Genomic DNA, 19,206 nt, shown 5'->3' with positions numbered 1-19,206 from the left:
CGTCGCACAACCCAAGGGAGCAGGAACGGATGCCCGCAGGACGCAAGCTCGTGATCGTCGAGTCGCCCGCCAAGGCCCGCAAGATCCAGGGCTATCTCGGGGACGACTACGTCGTCGAGGCCAGCGTCGGCCATATCCGTGACCTTCCGCAGCCGTCGGAGATGCCGACGGAGATGAAGAAGGGCCCGTACGGCAAGTTCGCCGTCGACGTCGACAACGGCTTCGACCCGTACTACTCCGTCTACGGCGACAAGAAGAAGAAGGTCGCCGAGCTCAAGCGCTACCTCAAGGACGCCGACGAGCTCTACCTCGCCACCGACGAGGACCGCGAGGGCGAGGCCATCGCGTGGCACCTGATCGAGGCGCTCAAGCCCAAGGTGCCGGTCAAGCGCATGGTGTTCCACGAGATCACCAAGGACGCGATCACCCGCGCGCTCGAGAACACCCGTGAGCTGGACACGGACCTGGTCGACGCCCAGGAGACCCGGCGGATCCTCGACCGGCTCTACGGCTACGAGGTCTCCCCGGTGCTGTGGCGCAAGGTCCGTCAGGGCCTCAGTGCGGGTCGCGTGCAGTCCGTCGCCACCCGCCTCGTGGTCGAGCGCGAGCGCGAGCGCATGGCGTTCGTCTCCGCGGAGTACTGGGACGTGACCGGGTCGTTCTCCCTCGCGGACACCACGCACGACGACGCGGGGACGGCCTTCGGGGCACGTCTGGTCGAGCTCGACGGCACCCGGGTCGCGTCCGGTCGCGACTTCGACGACCGGGGCCTGCTCAAGTCGTCGGCCAAGGGTGTGAGCCACCTCGACGAGGCGACGGCCCGCGCCGTGGTGGCCGGGCTCGACGGGTCCTCGTTCACCGTCCGCAGCCTGGAGACCAAGCCGTACACGCGACGCCCGGCGGCACCGTTCACCACCTCGACCCTGCAGCAGGAGGCCAGCCGCAAGCTGCGGATGACCTCGCGCCAGGCGATGCGCACGGCGCAGGGCCTGTACGAGAACGGGTACATCACCTACATGCGTACGGACTCGCCGGCGCTGTCCACCGAGGCCATGAACGCGGCCCGCGGTCAGGCCGCAGAGCTCTACGGCGCGGACTTCGTGCCGCAGAAGCCGCGCACGTACGCCAACAAGTCCAAGGGCGCGCAGGAGGCCCACGAGGCGATCCGTCCCGCGGGCGACACGTTCCGGACGCCCGCGCAGGTCGCCTCCGAGATCAGCGGCGACCAGTTCCGGCTCTACGAGCTGATCTGGAAGCGCACGGTCGCCTCGCAGATGGCCGACGCCAAGGGTTCGACGGCGTCCGTCCGGCTGGCGGCCGCGACGCCCGACCACGGGGACGCCGTGTTCGCGGCCTCCGGGACCGTCATCACGTTCCGCGGGTTCCTCGCGGCGTACGAGGAGTCCTCCGACGTCGACCGGTACGCCGACGACTCCGTCGAGGCCGTGACGAGCGGCTCGGGCAAGGGTGGCAAGAAGGCCGGCGAGGCGCGACTGCCCCAGATGTCCGAGGGCGACGCGCTGACCGGCGAGGACCTCACCGCCGACGGGCACTCGACGTCGGCCCCGCCCCGGTACACCGAGGCCAGCATCGTCAAGGCTCTCGAGGAGCTCGGCATCGGCCGACCCTCGACGTACGCGTCCACGATCTCCACGATCCAGGACCGCGGCTACGTCCTGTCCCGCGGCCAGGCGCTGGTCCCCAGCTGGGTCGCGTTCGCCGTCGTCCGTCTGCTCGAGGAGCACTTCGACCGGCTCGTCGACTACGACTTCACCGCCACGATGGAGGCGGGCCTCGACTCGATCGCCGCGGGTGAGCGGGACCGGGTCGCGTGGCTCGAGGAGTTCTACCGCGGCGACGGCAGCGGCTCGCGCGACTCCGGCGGCCTGCGTGGCCTGATCGAGCAGCTCGGCGACATCGACGCGCGCGAGATCAACTCGATCCCGCTCGGCGAGGGCGTCCAGCTCCGTGTCGGCCGCTACGGGCCGTACGTCGAGGACCTGGCCGTCGAGGTGAAGGAGGGGGAGAACCCGCCGCGCGCCTCCGTGCCCGACGACGTCGCGCCCGACGAGCTCACGCTCGACATGGCACGGGAGTTCCTCGCCGCGGGCGCCGACGACGGCAAGGAGCTCGGCACGCACCCGGAGAGCGGCCACCCGATCGTCGCGAAGTCCGGCCGCTACGGGCCGTACGTCACCGAGGTGCTCCCGGAGCCCGAGATCGACCCGAGCCTGTCCGCCGCCGCGAAGAAGAAGGCGAAGGCCGCGGCCCCGAAGCCGCGGACCGGCTCGCTGCTGAAGAACATGACGCTCGAGTCCGTGACGCTCGAGGACGCGCTGCGCATCCTCTCCCTGCCCCGCGTCGTCGGCAAGGACCCGGAGACCGACGTCGAGATCACGGCGCAGAACGGCCGCTACGGCCCGTACCTGAAGAAGGGAACGGACTCGCGCACGCTGCCCGACGAGGAGTCGATGTTCACGGTCACGCTCGAGGAGGCCCTGGAGCTGTACAAGCAGCCCAAGCGCGGGCGCGGCCGGACAGCGGCACCGCCGCTGCGCGAGATCGGCACCGACCCGGAGACCGAGAAGCCCGTCGTCATCAAGGACGGCCGGTTCGGCGCGTACATCACCGACGGCGAGACCAACCGGACCGTCCCGCGTGAGCTGACGGTCGAGTCGATCACGCCCGAGCGTGCGTTCGAGCTGCTGGCCGAGAAGCGGGCCCAGGGCCCCAAGAAGAAGCCTGCTGCGAAGAAGAAGGCTCCGGCCAAGAAGACGACCGCCAAGAAGCCCGCGGCCAAGAAGGCGGCGTCGACCAAGGCGGCGGCCAAGGAATAGCGCGGTCCCGTGGAGAAGATGCACGTTGACGAGCTCGATGTCGACGAGGTCCTTGTCGCCTCTCTCGTCGCGGAGCAGTTCCCCGCGTGGGGACGGCGCCGGGTGGTCCGTGTCGCCTCGGCCGGCACGGACAACGCCATGTTCCGGCTCGGTGACGACCTTGTCGTCAGGCTGCCTCGGGTCCCCGGTGCAGCGCATCAGGTCGCCAAGGAGCAACGGTGGCTGCCGTACCTCGCTCCCCACGTGCCGCTGCACCTGCCCGTGCCCGTAGGAGCTGGGGCCGCGACCGAGGCGTTCCCCCTGCCCTGGTCCGTCTACCGGTGGCTGGACGGAGACGACGCCCTCGTGGCACCGCCCGACGACCTGGCGGTGGCCGCCGAGGATCTTGGCCGGTTCGTTCACGCGCTTCAGCGGGTTCCGGCGACGGGTGGACCCGCCTCGTTCCGGGGTGGCCCGCTGTCGACCAGGGATGTCAGCACGCGTGACGAGATCGGCTCGCTCGGGGATCGCGGCGCCATCGACGGTGAACTGGCTCTGGCGTACTGGGAGGGCGTTCTCGGACGTCCGCAGTGGCAGGGCGACCCCGTGTGGCTGCACAGCGACCTGCTGCCGGGGAACCTCCTGACGCTCGATGGTCGGCTGAGCGCGGTGATCGACTTCGGTGGCTGCGGCATCGGTGACCCTGCCTGCGACCTGATGGCCGGGTGGACGCTCTTCGATGCTGCGTCGAGGCCCGTGTTCCGGGCGGCCAGCGGCGTGGACGACGGGACGTGGGCGCGTGGCCGAGGGTGGGCGTTCTGCTTCGGAATCGGGGCATGGCACTACTACGAGGTGACAAACCCTGCGCTTGCTGCTGTCGGCCGGCGCGCCGCCCTCGAAGTTCTCAGCGAGCTCGACGGAACGGGACGGCGCGGCCTCTAGTCCACGGTGACCGCGTCGAGCACCGGCAGGCGTGCCGCCCGGATCGCGGGCCAGACGCTCGCGATCAGCCCGATCACCACCGCGGCGCCGAGCACGCCCAGCACCTGGTCCCAGGGGATCGCCAGGGTCGAGAGGCCTTCGTCAGCGAGAACCCCCGGCAGCGCGGCGCCGATCGCGATGCCCACGGCCACGCCGAGGACGGTGCCGTAGAGGGAGATCATCACAGCCTCGATGGCGATCACGCCCGCAAGCTGTAGTCGGCCGAGCCCCACCGCGCGCAGCAGCCCGATCTCCCGGGTCCGCTCGATGATCGACAGTGCGAGGGTGTTCACGATCCCGAGGAGCGCGATGACGATCGAGAGCGCGAGCAGCGCGTACAGGATCGCGAGCACTTGGGTCACCTGGTCCGCGAACGACGAGGCGAGCTCTTCGCTGTCGAGGACCGTGAGCACCACGAACGGCTCGACGGCGGTCTGCAGGTCGGTCCGGAGCGTCGCGAGATCGGTCCCGTCTGCCGCCGTCACGTAGACCACGCGCACCGTCTGCTGGCTGGGCGGCAGGAGGTCGTCGGCCATGCTCTGGGGCAGCACGAGGTCGGTGGTCACGATCTGGCTGTCCACGACGGCCCCGACCGTGACCTGCGTCGAGGCCTCCCGCCCGAGCGTGAGGGTGTCGCCGACCGCCCAGCCGCGCTCGCGTGCCGCGATCCGTCCCACCACGGCCTCTCCGGCGTCGAGGGCCCCGTCGGGGTCGCCGTCGTCGACGACGACGTCCAGCGCCGTCGAGAAGAACCCGGGCTCGACGCCCGCGAGGGTGACGTCGCCGTCGTCGGACGCGACACCGCCGAGCCGCACGGGATCGGTGCGCTCGACGCCCGCGACGTTCTCGACCGCGGCGACGGCGTCCTCGGGCACGGTGAGGGTCGCGGAGTCGACGACGTAGTCGGCGGCCACCTCGTTCTCGACGATGGAGCGCACCGAGGCCTGCGTGGAGGCCGCGATCACCCCGGTGACGCTGACCAGTGCCATGCCGATCATCAGGGCCCCCGCGGTGCTGGCGGTGCGTCGGGGGTTGCGCGTGACGTTGCCGCGGGCGAGTCGGCCGAGCGGGCGCAGGGGGAGCAACGGCCACGCGAGCGTGGTCAGGACAGGGCGGGCGAGCGCGGGCGAGACGAGCAGAGCGCCGAGCAGGACCCCGGCGGCGCCGAGGCCGAGCAGCCACCGGGGATCGAGGTCGTCGAGGAACGAGACGCCGACGCCGTCGACGGACCGACCGAGTGCCGAGGCGAGCGCGAGCAGGCCGGCTCCCACCACGAGCACGAGCGTGCCGACGACGGTGAGGACGCGTGTCTGACGTTCCGGGGCGACCTCGTCGCGCATCGCCTGCACGGGCGGGATCGTGGCCGCGCGGCGTGCCGGCACCGCGGCCGCGGCGAGACTGACCCCGACGCCCACGGCGACGGCCACGGTGATGTCGTCCGAGCCGAGACGGACGGTCCCGCCGAACTCCATCCCCTGGGCGGCGAGCACCACCTGGATGAGCCGTACCAGCCCGGCGCCGGCCACGATGCCGACCCCTGCGCCGAGCACGCCGACCACCAGCGCCTGCGTGAGGATCGACCGGAAGACCTGCTGCGGGGAGGCGCCCAGCGCGCGGAGCAGCGCGAGCTCGCGCATGCGCTCGCGTACGGACATCGAGAACGTGTTCGCGATGATAAAGGTGCTCACCACCAGGGAGATCGCCGCGAACACGAGCAGGAACGTCTCGACGAACCCGAGGATCTGCTCGACGCCGGCGCTCGCCTCGGCGCGGGCCTCGTCGCCGGTCACGGCCTCGGCGCCGGACGGCAGCACCTCGGCCACCCGCGCGGTCAGCTCCTCCTCGCCGACCCCGTCCTCGGCGAAGACGCTGATCGTCGGCACGACGCCGTCGGGGGCGAACGTCGCGAGCGCGGTCTCCTCGTCGATGCCGACGAGGATCGCCCCGGCGGCCGACGCCTCGATCGAGAACGTCCCGACGACGGTCACGTCCTGCGGTGCGTCGCCGAGCACCACCTGGGTGGCGTCCCCGACGGTGAGCCCGGCTGTCGCGGCGGCGGAGTCCTCGAGGACGATCTCGTCCGGACCCCGCGGCCAGGTCCCGCCCGAGAGCGTCAGGGCAGGGTCGTCGTCGTACACGGGAAGCGCGGTGCTGGGCGGGCCGGTGGTGACCACCGGTGTCCCGTCGGCACCCACCAGGACGACAGGACCCGAGGCGTCGGCCGACGCGCGAGCCACCCCGTCGACGGCGGCGACGTCGTCGACCACCGAGAGCGGCACCGGCTCGCGCGGGTCCCCGAACCCGGTGACGGATCCGCCGCCGGCGGCCGGGGCCTGCGCAAGCGGCTCGGAGCCGCGCACGTAGGTGTCGGCGACGACGGTCGTGGCGATGATGTCCTCGAACGTCGCGGAGAGGACGGACCGGAACGCGAAGCTCCCGACGACGAACGCAACACCGAGCGTCACGGCGAGCACGGACAGGACGAACCGCACGAGGTGCGCCCGCACGCCGCGCAGCGCGACGCGGATCATGACGCCATCTCACCGAGCGCGTCGAGGACGGTCTGCTGCGTGGGGTCCATCAGGTCACCGGCGATCCGGCCGTCGGCGAGGAACAGGACCCGGTGGGCGTACGACGCCGCACGCGGGTCGTGCGTCACCATCACCACGGTCTGGCCGAGCTCGTCCACGGAGCGTCGGAGGAACCCGAGCACCTCGGCCGACGAGCGCGAGTCCAGGTTGCCCGTCGGCTCGTCCGCGAAGACCACCGACGGGCGGGAGACCAGCGCCCGTGCACAGGCGACGCGTTGCTGCTGACCGCCCGAGAGCTCGGCGGGTCGGTGGTGCAGGCGGTTCTCCAGCCCGACGGCGGCCACGACCTCGTCGAACCACGCGCGGTCGACGGTCGCCCGGGCGATGTCGAGGGGGAGGGTGATGTTCTCCTCGGCGGTGAGCGTGGGCACCAGGTTGTAGGACTGGAAGACGAACCCCACCCGGGTCCGGCGCAGCGCGGTCAGGCGCCGCTGGCTCATGCGCCCGATCTCGGTGCCGTCGACGACGATCGTCCCCGCGGTCGCACGGTCGAGCCCCGCGAGGCAGTGCATCAGCGTGGACTTGCCCGACCCGGAGGGGCCCATGACCGCGGTCAGATGGGCGCCGTCGAGGTCGACGTCGACCCCGTCGAGGGCGCGGACAAGCGTGTCGCCCTGGCCGTACACCTTGACCAGACCGCGGGCCGAGACCTTGCTCATGGAGGACTCCTCGTCGTCGGGGCTCCATCCTCACCCCGGACGCCGCGGTTCGCCATGACCTACGGTGAACTGATGATCTCCGTCCTGGACGCCGCACCCGACCCGATGGCCGCCCCCGCGATCGGATGGGGGGTGCTCGGTGCGGGACGGATCGCCGGCTCGTTCTCCGCCGCGGTCGGCACATACACGCGGTCGCGCGTCGTCGCCGTCGGCTCCCGGGACGCGGGGCGCGGTCGAGAGTTCGCCGACAAGCACGCGCCCGACGCCCCGGTGCACGGGTCGTACGAGGCGCTGGTGGACGACCCGGCCGTGGACGCGGTGTACGTCGCGACGCCGCACTCGCACCACCGCGACCACGCGCTCCTCGCGATCGCCGCGGGGAAGCACGTGCTCGTCGAGAAGGCGTTCACCCGCAACGCCGCCGAGGCGGTCGAGGTGCTCGATGCCGCACGACGGGCGGGCGTGTTCGTGATGGAGGCGATGAAGACCCGTCACCTGCCGCACGTCGCCGCGATCCGCGCGCTCGTCGCCCGGGGCGAGATCGGCGACGTCGTCTCGGTCACCGGGAACTACCAGGTCGCGTTCCCGTACGACGAGACGTCGAGGATCTTCGACCCGGCGCTCGCCGGGGGCGCCCTCCTGGACATCGGCGTGTACCCGGTCGCGTTCGCGATGGACCTGCTCGGGGTGCCGGACGAGGTGCGTGCGACGGGTTTCCTCACGAGCACGGGGGTCGACGCGCAGTCGGCGATCGCGCTGCGGTTCGGCGAGCGGGCGGTGGCGTCGGTGACGACGTCGGTGCAGTCACCGTCGCCGACGTCCGTCACGATCGGGGGGACCGCGGGGAACATCCAGATCGCCGACCACGCGTTCGCCCCCACGGGGTTCGTCGTCGAGTGGGCGGACGGCGGGCGCAAGGAGTTCGACGGGTTCGTCGAGGACGGCAAACAGTACGAGGCCGCCGAGGTGGCGCGGTGCATCGCCTCCGGGGCGGTCGAGAGCGCGCGGATGACGTGGCAGGACACGCTGGACCTGATGGCCGTCCTCGACGCCGCGCGCGGCCAGCTCGGCGTGGTGTATCCCGGGGAGTAGCGCTGTTCGGACTCCGAACGGATCTCCACTCGTCGGATCGGTTCGATCGCACCGGTCGGGGTGTCTACCGTGACCCCATGACCGACTCGCGACAGATCGCCGACCACGCCCGCGACCCGAAGAGCGCTCCGGCGATCCGGTGGGGGATCCTCGGCGCCGGCGGCATCGCCCAGACCTTCGCCCGCGCCGTCGACGAACTCACCGTCTCGACCGTGACCGCCGTCGGTTCCCGCGATCTCGCGAGGGCCGAGGCCTTCGCCGCGGAGCACGCGAACGGTGCCCGCGCGCACGGGTCGTACGAGGAGCTCGTCGCGGACCCGGAGGTCGACGCGATCTACGTCGCGACGCCGCACTCGCACCACCGCGACCACGCGCTCCTCGCCGTCGCCGCGGGCAAGCATCTGCTGGTGGAGAAGGCGTTCACCCGCGATGCGACGGAGGCGCAGGAGGTCTTCGACGCCGCGCGCGAGGCTGGGGTGTTCGTCATGGAGGCGATGTGGACCCGGCACCTGCCGCACGTCGCCGCGATGCGCGCCGTGATCGAGCGCGGCGACATCGGCGAGGTCGTCGCCGTGCACGCCGACCACGGGCAGCACTTCGACGCCGACCCGTCGCACCGGCTGTTCGCCCCCGAGCTCGCCGGCGGTGCGCTGCTCGACCTCGGGGTCTACCCGGTCTCGTTCGCGATGGACGTGCTCGGGGTCCCCGACGAGGTGGTGGCGACCGGCACCCTCACCGACACCGGGGTGGACGGTCAGATCAGCATCGCGCTGCGGTACGGGCAGCGGGCGCAGGCGACGCTGTCGACGACGCTCTGGGCCAAGACCCGCAACGGCGCCGTGATCGCCGGGACGACCGGTCGGATCGAGATCGACCCGTGGTTCTACACCCCGACGTCGTTCCGCGTCGTGCCGAACGACGGCGTCGAGGCGGTCTACACCAACGTCGCCGAGCAGGGCATGCAGTACCAGGCCGCGGAGGTCGCGCGCTGCATCGCGGTGGGCCGGACCGAGAGCAGCCGCATGCCCTGGGACGAGACCCTCGCCGTCATGCGCACGATGGACGAGATCCGACGCCAGGTCGGGGTCGTCTACCCCGGCGAGTGACCGGCGTAGCGTGAGCCGCATGGCTCACATGCGCTGCGACTTCTTCTCCGACGTCCTCGAGATGGGGACGTCGGTCTCCGTGATCCTCCCGCAGGCCCCCCGCGAGCAGATCGGCGGCCCCGCGCCCGTGCATACAACGGCGGAGGCGCCCCCGGTCCTGTACCTGCTGCACGGGCTCTCCGACGACGACACCGCCTGGACGCGGAACACCTCGATCGAGCGCTACGCCGCGGAGCACCAGGTCGCCGTGGTGATGCCACGCGTGGAGCGGAGCTTCTACCACGACGAGGCGCACGGCCAGCGGTTCTGGACGTACCTGACCGAGGAGCTGCCCGCCGTCGTCGCCTCCTTCTTCCGCGTCTCGCAGGCCCGGGAGGACACCTTCGTCGCGGGACTGTCGATGGGCGGGTACGGCGCGCTCCGCTGGGCCCTGAGCGAGCCGGAGCGGTTCGCCGCCGCGGCCTCGTTCTCCGGCGTGCTCGACGTCGCCGAACCCGGCCTGCCCGAAGCCCGGGCGGATCTGTACGCGACGGTGTTCGGATCGCAGCCGACGGCCGGCACCGACTCGGACCTTCTGCACCTGCTGCGGACGCGCGTCGCCGCCGGGACGGACCTGCCGGCGCTGCGTGTGACCTGCGGGACCGAGGACGCGCTGTTCTCCGGGAACGAGCGCTTCCTCGCCGAGGCGCGGCACCTCGGGGTCGACGTCGCCGTCGACCTCGGGCCGGGCGACCACGAGTGGGGCTACTGGGACGCACAGGTCCGTGCCGCTCTCGCGTGGCTCCCGCTCGCCGCGGACGGTGACGACGGGCGAGTCGCCTGAGTGCCACCTAGCGTGTCGGCATGCCCCCACCCTCGAGCCTGACGCAGCGCCTCCGCGAGACCCGGGTCGGGCACGCAGCACGGAGCGTCGACCGGATCTGGGCCAGACATCCGCGGTGGTCGCTGGCCGCGAAGGGCGCGCTGGCCGCCTCCGTCGCCTGGTTCGTCGCGACGCTCCTGCCGTCCCCGCTCTCGGACTATGCCTACTACGCCCCGCTCGGCGCCGTCGTCGCCACCGGCCGCACCGTCATGCGGTCCGCGCGGTCGGCGGCCCAGGCCGCGGGCGCCGTGGTCGTCGGGGCCGTGATCGCCAGGCTGACGGCCCTGCTCGACCTTCCCGGGTTCGTCGCCATCGCGGTCGTCGTCGCGGTCGCGATCCTCGTCGCCGGGTGGCGCGGGTTCGGCCCCCTCGGTGACTGGGTGATCACGTCGGCCCTGATCGTGCTCATCATCGGCAGCAGCGACTCGCTCGGGTTCGTCGGGGCCTACGCCGGGCTCGTCGCGCTCGGGGCCGCGATCGGCGCGCTCGTCAACGCGGCCCTGCCCCCGCTGCTGCTCGTCCCGTCGGCGATCGAGCTGGACCGGCTGCGCGACCAGCTCGCCGACCAGCTCGACGCCCTCGCCGACGGTCTTCACGGCGAGGAACCGCCGTCGCCGGAGGAGTGGGACGACCGGCGTCGTGAGATCCAGCCGATGCTCGAGCGCGCCACGGCCGCGGTCGAGGAGAGCAAGGAGTCGGTGCGGGCGAACGTCCGGGCTCGACGGCGGTCCCAGGAGGTCGAGCTGTTGCTCGCGCGGTCGGAGACCCTGCGTGTGACCGCCGAGATGGTGGAGGACATCAGTCGACTCGTCATGCGCTGGGAGCGCGACGACGACCACGAGGTCGCGTTCGGCCCCCGCGTACGGCCCGTGGTCGCCGACGCCCTCGAGACCTACGCTCGCGTCCTGCGTGCGAGCCAGGACGAGGAGTCCTCCGCGGAGGTGGACACGGTCGCGGCCGGGCTGCGCGACGTCGTGCGCTCAGAACGGCAGGCGGGTGGTGAGGACTTCTTCGTCGCCGGCACGGTGGTGCTCGCCCTCGAACGAGGTGCCGGGGCCCTCCGGCTCCGCGAGGCGCACGGAGACGGCCGCGTCAGTGGTTCGGGGCACGATCCAGGCACACCCGAGCTCCGTCGTCGGCCAGCGTGAACCGCACGGAGGACAGGTCGCTGACCACGGCGTCGGCGTCGAGGTCGTCCCGCGCGTGGGTGCCGAGAACGGCGAGCGTCGCGCAGCCCGCCGCCCGGCCGGCGGCGAGCCCGGCGGGGGCGTCCTCGACGACGAGGCAGCGTGCCGGGTCCACGCCGAGGAGCTCGGCGCCGCGCCGGTAGGGCTCCGGGTCTGGCTTGCCGTGCGTGACGTCGTCCGCCGTGACGACGACCGCGGGCGGCACGAGCCCGGACGCACCGAACCGCTGCGCGGCGAGCGCGTCCGTCGAGGACGTGACGATCCCGCAGCGGTCGGCGAGCGCCGTCAGCGCCTCGGCCGCGCCGGGGAGCACGACGATGCCGTCCTCGTCGGCGAGCTCGAGCTCGGTGATGCGCGCGACGGCAGCATCCACCCGTTCCGGCTCCACGAGCCGGGACACGACGACCCTCGCGGGCGTCCCGTGCGCGACCCGGAAGTCGGCGCCGTCGGGCAGACCCTCTTCCTGCGCCCAGGTGCGCCAGCTCCGCTCGACCGCCGGCACGGAGTCCACGAGCGTCCCGTCCAGGTCGAACAGGACGGCGTCGAACGTCAGGTCAGCAAGGTTCAGTGCCATCTGAGCACCCTACGGCGCTGCACCGACGGCGCACCCGGCGGAGCACGTGTCACCAACCCGTTGTCGGGACTGTCCAGGTATGCCACTATCGCGCCATGCGACCTCGGACGAGCACCGCCACCCTCGTGCGCCCCCGCGGCGCGCCAGACCAGACGACGTGGGGCCCCTGGCACGGTCCGGACCGCGCCGTCGGCTGGGGGTCGGTGACCAAGGTCCTGACGGCCGGGCTCGTCCGCGCCCTCGTGGTCAACGGGTCGCTGGCTTGGTCGACGACGGCACCGGAGGTCCTCGGCGGGCCTGCCGCACCGTCGCTCACCGTCGAGGCGCTGGTGCGGCACCGCTCGGGCCTCCCGCGCGTGCTGCCACGGTCCTCCGGGGCACCGGTCGACAAGGACCCCTACGTGGCCTGGACGACGGAGGCCTTCGACCGCGACGTCGTCCCGCACCTCGCCGGGCTCGTCACGGCCAGGTCCGTGGGCAGGGACAACTACTCCAACCTCGGGTACGCCGTCCTGACCCGGATGGCCGAGACGGTGACGGGAGAGTCCTGGCTGACGGCCCTGCGCGAGCGGGTGGTGGAACCCCTCGGCGCCGATCCCGACGCGTTCACCGTGGCGCCGCCCGCCGGGGCGACCCTGCCGCTCGACCGCTCCGGGAAGCCGCTGGCCGACTGGGACCTGTCCACCGGTCCGTTCTGCGGTGTCGGGGGCCTCTGGGCGACGCTGCCGGCGCTCGCGGACGTGCTCGGAGCCAAAGGGGTGGGGGGCAAGCGCTCCCCGCTGGCGCCGCCGCCCGAGTCGGACCCGCCCTCGCCGCACGCCTGGCAGCGCGGAGGACTGGGGCGTGACGTCGCGTGGCACAACGGGATGACCCTGCGGCAGGGCGCGTGGGTGCAGACCAGCCACGACCGGCTCGTCCTCGCGCACCGGTGCGGTGGGGTCCCGGGCTTCACCGCCGGGGCGGCCCGCCGTGCGGCGCAGCGCGCGGCGGGCGGCTGAGCACCGGTCCGGCTACCAGGCCTCGGGGTCGGTGCCCGTGCGGTAGATCCGTCGCCCCGACACGGCGTCGGGGCTGACGCGCACCCACGCCGACTTCCGGGTGGAGGACCAGGACTCCAGTCCGAGGCTCTCGGCGTGCAGGACGTCGCTCTCGTGGTCCAGCACCCGGGCGGTGCCGCGTGCGACCACGCTCCATGCGACGTCGTCGTCCCAGCCGTCCACCTCGAACACGACGCGGGTGGACACGGTGAGCTCGGCGAGCTTGGACCCGGGGGCCGTGGTGAACAGCACGTCCCCGTCGTCGAGGACGTGGTTCACCGGGAAGATGTCGACCTCGCCGGCGATCGCCACGCCGAGCCGGCCGACCGGACTCGCTCCGAGGAGCGCGGTGGCCTCCGACGTCGAGAGATTCTCGACCGTGCCACGGACAGGGGCGGACTCGTGCGTCATGGGTGCCTCCGGTCTCCGGGCCGAGCGGCGCTCGGCCGATACCTCGATCATTCCACCGTCGGCCCGTCCCTTCCGGGCGAATCCTGAGAGGTGCGTCACGTCGGACGCCGGGCGGTGGTGGACGGCGCGGCTATCGTGGACGCCGTGGACGCACCCGGGTACTTCATCTCCTTCGAGGGCGGCGACGGGGTCGGCAAGTCGACCCAGTTGCGCCTGCTGCGCGACTGGCTGGCCGAGGTCACCGGGCGCGACGTCGTCCTCACCCGCGAGCCGGGCGGGACCGAGCTCGGGGCGGTGCTGCGCCGGGCGATCCTCCACGGCGACGACATGGACCCGCGCACCGAGGCGCTGCTGTACGCGGCCGACCGTGCCCACCACGTCGCCTCGCTGATCCGGCCCGCCCTCGAGCGGGGCGCCGTCGTGCTCACCGACCGCTACCTCGACTCCTCCCTGGCGTACCAGGCCGTCGGGCGCGGGCTCGGCGACGACAGCGTCGAGGTCGTCAACCGCTGGGCCGTGCAGGACCTGATGCCCGACGCCACGGTGCTGCTCGACCTCGACCCGGTCGTCGCCGCACGGCGCCGCACCAGCACGCCCGACCGCCTGGAACGGGCGGGGGACGAGTTCCACCGGCGCACCCGCGAGGCGTTCCTCAGCCGCGCCGCCGCGGAGCCCGACCGGTGGATCGTGATCGACGCCGACGGAGACGTCGACGACCTGCAGGCGCAGATCCGTGTCGCCCTGGCGGCACGGCTCGACCTAGCACCGCTCGTCGAGGAGGCCGCCTGGCTCGACGCGGAGGAGGTGACGAGCGAGTGAGCGTCTGGGACGACGTCGTCGGGCAGGAGCACGTCATCGACACCCTCCGGGCCGCCGTGGCCGAGCCGCGCTCGATGACGCACGCGTGGCTGTTCACGGGACCGCCCGGGTCGGGCCGTTCCAACGCCGCGCGGGCCTTCGCCGCGGCGCTGCAGTGCGAGAATCCCGACGAGCGCGGGTGCGGGCGCTGCCAGGCGTGCACGACGACGCTCGCGGGCACGCACGCCGACGTCACCGTCGTCGCGACCGAGCAGGTGACGATCAAGATCGACGAGGTCCGCGACCTCATCGGTCGCGCCGTGCGCAAGCCCTCGACGGGGCGCTGGCAGGTCATCGTCGTCGAGGACGCGGACCGCATGCTCGAGCGCACGACGAACGTGCTGCTGAAGTCGATCGAGGAGCCGCCCCCGCAGACCGTGTGGCTGCTGTGCGCCCCGAGCTCCCAGGACGTCCTGCCGACGATTCGGTCGCGTTGCCGTGGCGTGGTGCTCCGGGTGCCGCCCGTCGAGTCCGTCGCCGCGTTGCTCGTCTCGCGGGACGGCGCCGAGCCCGAGGTGGCGCTCGAGGCCGCTCGTGCCGCGCAGAGCCACATCGGGCTGGCCCGACGGCTGGCGCGCGACGCAGGAGCCCGCGAGCGCCGCGACGAGGTGCTGAAGATCCCGGCCGAGGTCGCGTCCGTCGGTGAGGCCGTGATCGCCGCGGGCCGGCTGGTCGAGGTCGCGCAGGCGGAGGCGAGGTCGGCGACGGAGGAGCGTGACGCCGAGGAGAAGGGTGCGCTGCTCCGCGCGCTGGGCGCGGAGGCGGGCGAGACGCTCCCGCCGCGTCTGCGCTCGCAGGTCACCGAGCTCGAGAAGGACCAGAAGCGACGCGCCACCCGCTACCAGCGCGACGTCCTGGACCGGGCGATGCTGGACCTGCTCTCGCTGTACCGGGACGTCCTTGTCACCCAGCTCGGGGCGGAGGTCGAGCTCGTCAACACGGCGCACGGAGCGACGGTCCGCATGCTTGCCGGGCGCTCGACGTCCGTGCGGACCATCGAGCAGATGAACGCGATCTCGACGGCGCGCGAACGCCTCGGCACCAACGTATCGCCGCTCCTGGCGACCGAGGCGATGCTCGTCGAGCTGTGTCCCTGAGGCCTCGTCGCCGGTGAAGGTCGTGTGAAACCAGCTCGCGGAACGGTGCAGAACGTCGCGAAGGTGCCGTGACCCACTACCGTTGCGGCGTGAGAACTCGCCCCGCCCTCGTCGCGGCCACCGCCGCTGCCCTCGCCCTCGTCCTCGCCTCGTGCACTCCCTCTGACGGTGACGACCCGGCGCCGTCCGGGTCGACGTCCTCCGGCACCCCGGACGCACAGAGCGCCCCGGACGGCTTCGAGGACTACTACACCCAGGAGCTCGACTGGGAGCAGTGCGGTGCGGGCTACGAGTGCACGACGGCGGAGGCTCCCGTCGACTGGGGCGACGCGGACTCGGGCACGATCGAGCTCGGCCTCAAGCGCCTGCCGGCCACCGGCGACAAGCAGGGGTCGCTGCTCGTGAACCCGGGTGGTCCCGGCGCCTCGGGCATCACCTTCGTCACCGACGCCCGCAGCGTCTTCGGGCAGCCGCTGCAGGAGGCCTTCGACATCGTCGGGTTCGACCCGCGCGGCGTCGGGGAGTCGGCACCGGTGGTCTGCCTCGACGACGCGGACAAGGACGCGGCGCTCAGCGAGGACTTCTCGGACGACCAGGCCGGTATCGACGCCCTCGAGGAGTCCCTGAAGGAGTGGGCGGACGCCTGCGAGGAGAACACCGGCGACCAGCTCGCCCACGTCGACACCCAGAGCGCCGCGCGCGACATGGACATGCTGCGCAGCGCGCTCGGCGACGAGGAGCTGAACTACCTGGGGTTCTCCTACGGGACCCAGCTCGGGGCCACCTATGCGGGCCTCTTCCCGGAGACCGCGGGCCGGCTCGTCCTCGACGGGGCGATCGACACCACGCTGACGTCCGACGAGATCTCCGCCGAGCAGGCGGTGGGCTTCGAGAACGCGCTGCGCGCCTACGTCGAGGACTGCCAGAGCGGCGCCGACTGCCCGCTGACCGGCGACGTCGACGCGGGGATGGAGCAGATCCACGACCTGCTGGAGCGCGCCTACGACGACCCGCTGCCCACGGACAGCGACCGGGACCTGACGCAGACGCTGATGTTCTACGGCATCGCGCTCCCGCTCTACAGCCAGGGGAACTGGCCCCTGCTGACCGAGGCCGTCGACGAGGCCGTCACCCAGGGGACGGGGAGCACGTTTCTCTATCTCGCGGACTTCTACAACGACCGTGAGCCCGACGGGTCGTTCTCGACCAACTCCTCCGAGGCGTTCCGGGCGATCAACTGCCTCGACGACGCCGGCAACCCGGACATGGACTTCATGGAGGAGCAGGCCGCCGAGATCGAGGCCGCGGCGCCGACCATGGGCGAGTTCTTCACGTACAACGGCCTGACCTGCTGGGACTGGCCGTACGCCGCCGTCGACCAGGAGTTCGACCTCGCGGCCGCCGGTGCGCCGCCGATCGTCGTCGTGGGCACCACCAACGACCCCGCGACGCCGTACGTCTGGGCCGAGGGGCTGGCGGACACGCTCGACTCCGGCGTGCTGGTCACGTACGACGGCGAGGGGCACACCGCGTACGGCAGCTCGAACTCGTGCGTGTCCGACGCGGTCGAGGGATACCTCGTCGACGGAGACGTCCCGGAGGACGGCCTGACCTGCTGAGAGGCCGTCCGACGGCGGGCTCCCGGGCCGTTTTGGAGCCGGGGCCATCCGTTGGGTACAGTGGGTCCGCTCGCTCCTGCGAGTGCGCCGCCTTAGCTCAGTCGGTAGAGCGATTCACTCGTAATGAATAGGTCACCAGTTCGATTCTGGTAGGCGGCTCCACAGCGAAGGGCCCGACATCCGAGGATGTCGGGCCCTTCGTCGTTCCGGGCGACGCGCTGCTCCGTCGCGTCGATGCGTGCCGAGGCCGGCCGGTGACCCTCAGAGGCCCGAGCGCGGGTCCTTGAGGAGTCGGCTGAGGAAGATCCCGGCCCCTGCGCTGACGCCGAGAAGACCCAGACTGGCTGCGAGGATCACGCCCATCGGTGCGGACGGCTCCGGGGTCGAGTCCGTCGCGCTCTCCGAGGCCTGCGCCGAACGCTCCGCGTAGATGTCACCCAGGTCCGTCCCGCTGCTCACCAGGGTCGTGCCGGCGGGCAGGTCGTCGGCGGCGTCCGTGGCGGGTAGGTCGGTGTCCTCGGCAGGTTCGCTCGGCTCGTCGCTCGCCTCCTCGGAGGGGGTCTCCTCCGGGTCGACAGTCGCTGTCGTCTGCGTCGCCTCGGCGGTCCCGTCGTCCGGGGCCACCTCGGCCGTACCCGTCTCGGCGGGAACGGCGGAGTCGAACTCGTCCTCCGCGGGCGCGGCGGCACTCGGCGCCGGGGCCGGTTCGGCGGTGGCGGAGGCCTCGGGGGTCGACTCGGGGGCGGCCGCCGATCCAGAGCTTGTGCACAGGGGGTTCTTGTAGAAGCCGGCGAAGTCCCACTGCACCGTCACCCAGGTGACGCAGTAGCCGTCGGGGTAGTGGACGGTCCCGCCGAACGTCACGTAGCCGCCGTCCTTCGGCAGCTTGGAGCTGTAGGTGCGTTCGCGCTGCCCGTCGAGACTGCGCAGGCCATACCACATGCGGGCCGGGTTCCCGACGGGGCCGTCGAGCTGGACGCCCTCGATCGTGACCGAGAACGGCGGCGGTTCGACGTAGTCGTCTGCCGCTGCGGGCTGCATCGTCGCGAGCGCGAGCAGTCCGCTCACGACGGCAATCAGAGCAGAGCGCATGGGCACCTCGCTGGCGGGGACTTTTCGTGCGGAGTCTACGGTCAGTACGGACTCCTTCGGAACGCCCGTCCAAAAGTAGTTTGGCGATCAAAAAGGAAATGTCTCCCATGGTGACACCGACGTCCGCGAACCGGTCGGGCATCCGGCGGTAGCGTCGTCGTCGTGCCTCCGAACTCGCCCCCGCGCGCTGCCCCCGGTTCCACCGTCCGCCACCACGACTGGGAGGGGGCCGACGTCGGCGGTGGAGAATTCACGGACGTCACCTTCGTCGGCGCAGACCTGAGCGAGGTCACGACGACGGGCACCGTCTTCACGGGCTGCACGTTCCAGGACGTCCGGTTCAACGCCTCGGCACACACGACGACGGCGTTCATCAACTGCACCTTCCGCGGCGCGGTCTTCTTCGACACGCTGTTCGACGACTGCAAGCTCACCGGCTCGAGCTTCGACCGCTGTCGGTTCGAGCTGATGCGCGCCACGGGCGGCGACTGGTCGTTCGTCTCCCTGTCTCGTGCCGTTCTCGACGGCACACGGTTCGAGCGCGTCCGGATGCGGGAGGCGGACCTGACGAGGAGCCGGCTCCGGGAGGCGGTCCTCGCAGAGGTCGACCTGTCGGGCGCCGATCTTGCAGGTGCCGACCTCAGCGGGGCAGACCTTCGCGGGAGCGCGCTCGGCAGCGTGGCCGGTCTCGACCTCCCGGGCACCGTCCTGCGGGGTGCGCGCATCACGATCGACCAGGCCGTCGTCGTCGCCGAGGCGTTCGGGATGGACGTGCGGGCGGACTGAGGTCTCGACAGGCTCGACCTGCGCTTGTTGAGCTTGTCTCTGCGCTGGTTGAGCTTGTCGAAACCGTTCGGCGTCAGGGCTTCGGGATGCTCGTGACGGTCGTGAGCAGGAAGACGCAGTCCTCGAGCGCCAGGACCGCGTGCCGCTCGTGCGTCAGGACGGCGAGCTCGCCGCGCGCCAGGTCTTCCTCGCCGCTGGGCGTCGTCACACGCACGCTGCCCTCGAGCACGAGGAGGCTCGCGGCGGGCGGGGCGTTGTGCTCACCCAGCTCGGTGCCCTTGACCAGCGCGAGGAGCGACTGTCGCAGCGGCCCGTCGTGCACCAGCATCTCGGAGCTGCGTCCGTTCTTCTCGGCCTGCGCGTAGGCCATGTGTGCGAGTGCGGCCTGCTGAAGGTTCGTCATCGGTCCTCCGGAGGTGGTGGGTTCTCACCATCGTG

General features: G+C 72.1%; 17 protein-coding genes and 1 tRNA gene. 12 read left to right on the top strand and 6 right to left on the bottom strand.

Translation table 11 applies throughout. The annotated features are described in order from the left end of the window. Nucleotides 1-29 precede the first annotated feature (29 nt). A complete protein-coding gene (gene topA, locus BLU20_RS13000; RefSeq protein ID WP_083372782.1) occupies nt 30-2,837 on the top strand; it encodes a type I DNA topoisomerase in 2,808 nt (935 codons plus the stop codon). Between the two features lie 18 nt (nt 2,838-2,855). Then, nucleotides 2,856-3,758, top strand: a complete 903-nt coding sequence (locus BLU20_RS12995; RefSeq protein ID WP_083373071.1) for an aminoglycoside phosphotransferase family protein — start codon at nt 2,856-2,858, stop codon at nt 3,756-3,758. On the opposite strand, the gene BLU20_RS12990 is transcribed toward BLU20_RS12995, so the two are convergent. Together BLU20_RS12990 and BLU20_RS12985 are read right to left on the bottom strand one after the other, a co-directional pair. Then, nucleotides 3,755-6,328 carry an ABC transporter permease gene (locus BLU20_RS12990; protein ID WP_083372781.1) on the bottom strand — a complete coding sequence of 858 codons (2,574 nt, stop codon included), beginning with the start codon at nt 6,326-6,328 and terminating at the stop codon, nt 3,755-3,757. The two genes, BLU20_RS12995 and BLU20_RS12990, sit on opposite strands and share 4 nt — an antisense overlap. Beyond that, nucleotides 6,325-7,047: an ABC transporter ATP-binding protein gene (locus BLU20_RS12985; RefSeq protein WP_029252028.1), complete on the bottom strand. Its 723-nt coding sequence runs from the start codon at nt 7,045-7,047 to the stop codon at nt 6,325-6,327. Before BLU20_RS12985 ends, BLU20_RS12990 begins: the two co-directional genes overlap by 4 nt. 72 nt (nt 7,048-7,119) lie before the next feature. On the opposite strand from BLU20_RS12985, the gene BLU20_RS12980 reads away from it, so the two are divergent. The 4 genes from BLU20_RS12980 to BLU20_RS12965 all read left to right on the top strand — a co-directional run bounded on the left by BLU20_RS12980 (nt 7,120) and on the right by BLU20_RS12965 (nt 11,255). Next, nucleotides 7,120-8,139, top strand: coding sequence for a Gfo/Idh/MocA family protein (locus BLU20_RS12980; protein ID WP_083373070.1), 1,020 nt, complete (start codon nt 7,120-7,122; stop codon nt 8,137-8,139). Between the two features lie 77 nt (nt 8,140-8,216). Next, entirely contained in the window at nt 8,217-9,245 is a 1,029-nt protein-coding gene (locus BLU20_RS12975) for a Gfo/Idh/MocA family protein (RefSeq protein ID WP_083372780.1), read from the top strand. Between the two features lie 19 nt (nt 9,246-9,264). Beyond that, nucleotides 9,265-10,068 (top strand): alpha/beta hydrolase, encoded by an 804-nt coding sequence (locus BLU20_RS12970; RefSeq protein ID WP_083372779.1) that lies wholly within the window; start codon nt 9,265-9,267, stop codon nt 10,066-10,068. A gap of 20 nt (nt 10,069-10,088) precedes the next feature. Further along, nucleotides 10,089-11,255 (top strand): aromatic acid exporter family protein, encoded by a 1,167-nt coding sequence (locus BLU20_RS12965; protein ID WP_083372778.1) that lies wholly within the window; start codon nt 10,089-10,091, stop codon nt 11,253-11,255. Here the strand turns inward: BLU20_RS12965 and BLU20_RS12960 are convergent. Further along, entirely contained in the window at nt 11,200-11,868 is a 669-nt protein-coding gene (locus tag BLU20_RS12960) for an HAD-IA family hydrolase (RefSeq protein ID WP_083372777.1), read from the bottom strand. The genes BLU20_RS12965 and BLU20_RS12960 overlap by 56 nt on opposite strands. A 95-nt stretch (nt 11,869-11,963) precedes the next feature. Here BLU20_RS12960 and BLU20_RS12955 point away from each other — a divergent pair, with 95 nt between their 5' ends. After that, complete coding sequence (locus BLU20_RS12955; RefSeq protein WP_083372776.1) at nt 11,964-12,866, top strand: serine hydrolase domain-containing protein; 903 nt, start codon at nt 11,964-11,966, stop codon at nt 12,864-12,866. 12 nt (nt 12,867-12,878) lie between these two features. On the opposite strand, the gene BLU20_RS12950 is transcribed toward BLU20_RS12955, so the two are convergent. Further along, nucleotides 12,879-13,316 carry a pyridoxamine 5'-phosphate oxidase family protein gene (locus BLU20_RS12950; RefSeq protein WP_029252035.1) on the bottom strand — a complete coding sequence of 146 codons (438 nt, stop codon included), beginning with the start codon at nt 13,314-13,316 and terminating at the stop codon, nt 12,879-12,881. Between the two features lie 144 nt (nt 13,317-13,460). Here BLU20_RS12950 and tmk point away from each other — a divergent pair, with 144 nt between their 5' ends. The 4 genes from tmk to BLU20_RS12930 all read left to right on the top strand — a co-directional run bounded on the left by tmk (nt 13,461) and on the right by BLU20_RS12930 (nt 17,052). Beyond that, complete coding sequence (tmk, locus tag BLU20_RS12945; RefSeq protein ID WP_172829079.1) at nt 13,461-14,135, top strand: dTMP kinase; 675 nt, start codon at nt 13,461-13,463, stop codon at nt 14,133-14,135. After that, complete coding sequence (locus BLU20_RS12940) at nt 14,132-15,271, top strand: DNA polymerase III subunit delta' (RefSeq protein WP_083372774.1); 1,140 nt, start codon at nt 14,132-14,134, stop codon at nt 15,269-15,271. Before tmk ends, BLU20_RS12940 begins: the two co-directional genes overlap by 4 nt. Nucleotides 15,272-15,360: 89 nt before the next feature. Continuing rightward, nucleotides 15,361-16,890, top strand: coding sequence for an alpha/beta hydrolase (locus tag BLU20_RS12935; protein ID WP_083372773.1), 1,530 nt, complete (start codon nt 15,361-15,363; stop codon nt 16,888-16,890). A gap of 86 nt (nt 16,891-16,976) precedes the next feature. Next, a tRNA-Thr gene (locus tag BLU20_RS12930) sits at nt 16,977-17,052 on the top strand. A gap of 99 nt (nt 17,053-17,151) precedes the next feature. Here the strand turns inward: BLU20_RS12930 and BLU20_RS12925 are convergent. Then, the gene (locus BLU20_RS12925; protein WP_083372772.1) at nt 17,152-17,982 is read right to left on the bottom strand and encodes a hypothetical protein; all 831 of its coding nucleotides are present in this window, start codon (nt 17,980-17,982) and stop codon (nt 17,152-17,154) included. 162 nt (nt 17,983-18,144) lie between these two features. Between BLU20_RS12925 and BLU20_RS12920 the strand changes: the two genes are divergently transcribed. Continuing rightward, on the top strand, nt 18,145-18,768 hold the full coding sequence (locus BLU20_RS12920; protein ID WP_083372771.1) for a pentapeptide repeat-containing protein: 624 nt from the start codon (nt 18,145-18,147) through the stop codon (nt 18,766-18,768). A gap of 73 nt (nt 18,769-18,841) precedes the next feature. Here the strand turns inward: BLU20_RS12920 and BLU20_RS12915 are convergent, their stop codons facing one another. After that, the gene (locus tag BLU20_RS12915) at nt 18,842-19,171 is read right to left on the bottom strand and encodes a cupin domain-containing protein (RefSeq protein ID WP_083372770.1); all 330 of its coding nucleotides are present in this window, start codon (nt 19,169-19,171) and stop codon (nt 18,842-18,844) included. Between the last annotated feature and the right edge of the window lie 35 nt (nt 19,172-19,206).

Source organism: Paraoerskovia marina (genome assembly GCF_900105445.1).
GTDB lineage: Bacteria > Actinomycetota > Actinomycetes > Actinomycetales > Cellulomonadaceae > Paraoerskovia > Paraoerskovia marina.
Note: the sequence above shows the minus strand (reverse complement) of the source record. Positions and strands in the feature narration are given on the sequence as shown.